Origin of the sequence: Microbacterium sp. K41, from assembly GCF_004794395.1 — a bacterium.
Classification (GTDB): domain Bacteria; phylum Actinomycetota; class Actinomycetes; order Actinomycetales; family Microbacteriaceae; genus Microbacterium; species Microbacterium sufflavum.
Window position 1 is genome coordinate 1 of record NZ_SSDO01000441.1, and the last position, 1,211, is coordinate 1,211.

The following is a 1,211-nucleotide window of genomic DNA, read 5'->3' on the forward strand; positions in this document are numbered from 1 at the left end:
GGCAGCGGCGGTCCGGTGCGGGTGCCCACCGGACGAGCGCTCCTCGGGCGGATCCTCGACGGGCTCGGCCGCCCGATCGACGGCAAGGGGCCGCTCGTCGCCCCCACCGTGAGCCTCGACCATGCCACGCCCTCCCTCCTGGAGCGCGACCGCATCACCGCCCCGCTCCCCCTGGGCGTGCGCGCCCTGGACACGCTCGTGAGCGTCGGCCGCGGTCAGCGCGTCGGCCTGTTCGCGGGCTCCGGGGTGGGCAAGTCGTCGCTGCTGTCGATGATCGCGCGCGGCACGGAGGCCGAGGTCACCGTGATCGCGCTGGTCGGCGAGCGCGGACGCGAGGTGCGCGAGTTCATCGAGGACGACCTCGGACCTGCCGGCCTCGCCCGGTCGGTCGTGGTGGTGTCGACCTCGGACCAGCCGGCCATGGCCCGCATCCGGGCGGCGTTCACGGCCACGCGCATCGCCGAGGCGTTCCGCGACGACGGCGCCCACGCGATCCTCATGATGGACTCGCTCACGCGCGTGGCGATGGCCCAGCGCGAGATCGGGCTGTCGGCGGGCGAGCCCCCGGCCACGCGCGGCTACCCGCCGTCGACGTTCTCGATCCTCGCCGGGCTGCTGGAGCGCGCCGGCACCGACCGCACCGGGTCGATCACCGGCATCTACACCGTGCTCGTCGACGGCGACGACCACAACGAGCCGATCGCCGATGCCGTGCGCTCGATCCTCGACGGCCACGTGGTGCTCGACCGTGCCCTGGCGCTGTCCGGCCACCACCCCGCGATCGACGTGCTCGGCTCGGTGTCGCGCGTCGCGGGCAAGATCACCGGAGCCGAGCGCCGGGCGCACGCCGCGACGCTGCGGGCCGTGCTCGCCGCGCGCCGTCGCGCCACCGACCTGATCGACATCGGCGCGTATCACGCGGGAGCGGATCCGCGGATCGACGCCGCCATCGCGCACGAGCGGGAGATCTCCGCCTTCCTCACGCAGTCGCTCGACGAGACCTGCGACATCGAGGAGTCGTGGCGCCGGCTGGACGCCCTGGTCGGCGCCTTCGAGGGGGTCGCATGAGTCGTTCGTTCTCGCTGGCCGGTCTCCTGCGCGTGCGGGAGATCCAGGAGCGTGCCGCGGCGCAGCGGCTGTCGCGGGCCGTGATCGACGCGCAGCACACCGAGGCGCGCGACCGGGCCCTGCGCGCGCACCTGTCCGGCGCC

Annotated in this window: 1 protein-coding gene; it reads left to right on the top strand. The window is 74.7% G+C overall.

The genetic code is table 11. The features are described from left to right. On the top strand, positions 1-1,068 hold a 1,068-nt coding region (locus DW309_RS13985), incomplete at its 5' end, for a FliI/YscN family ATPase (protein WP_136045715.1). Positions 1,069-1,211 lie beyond the last annotated feature (143 nt).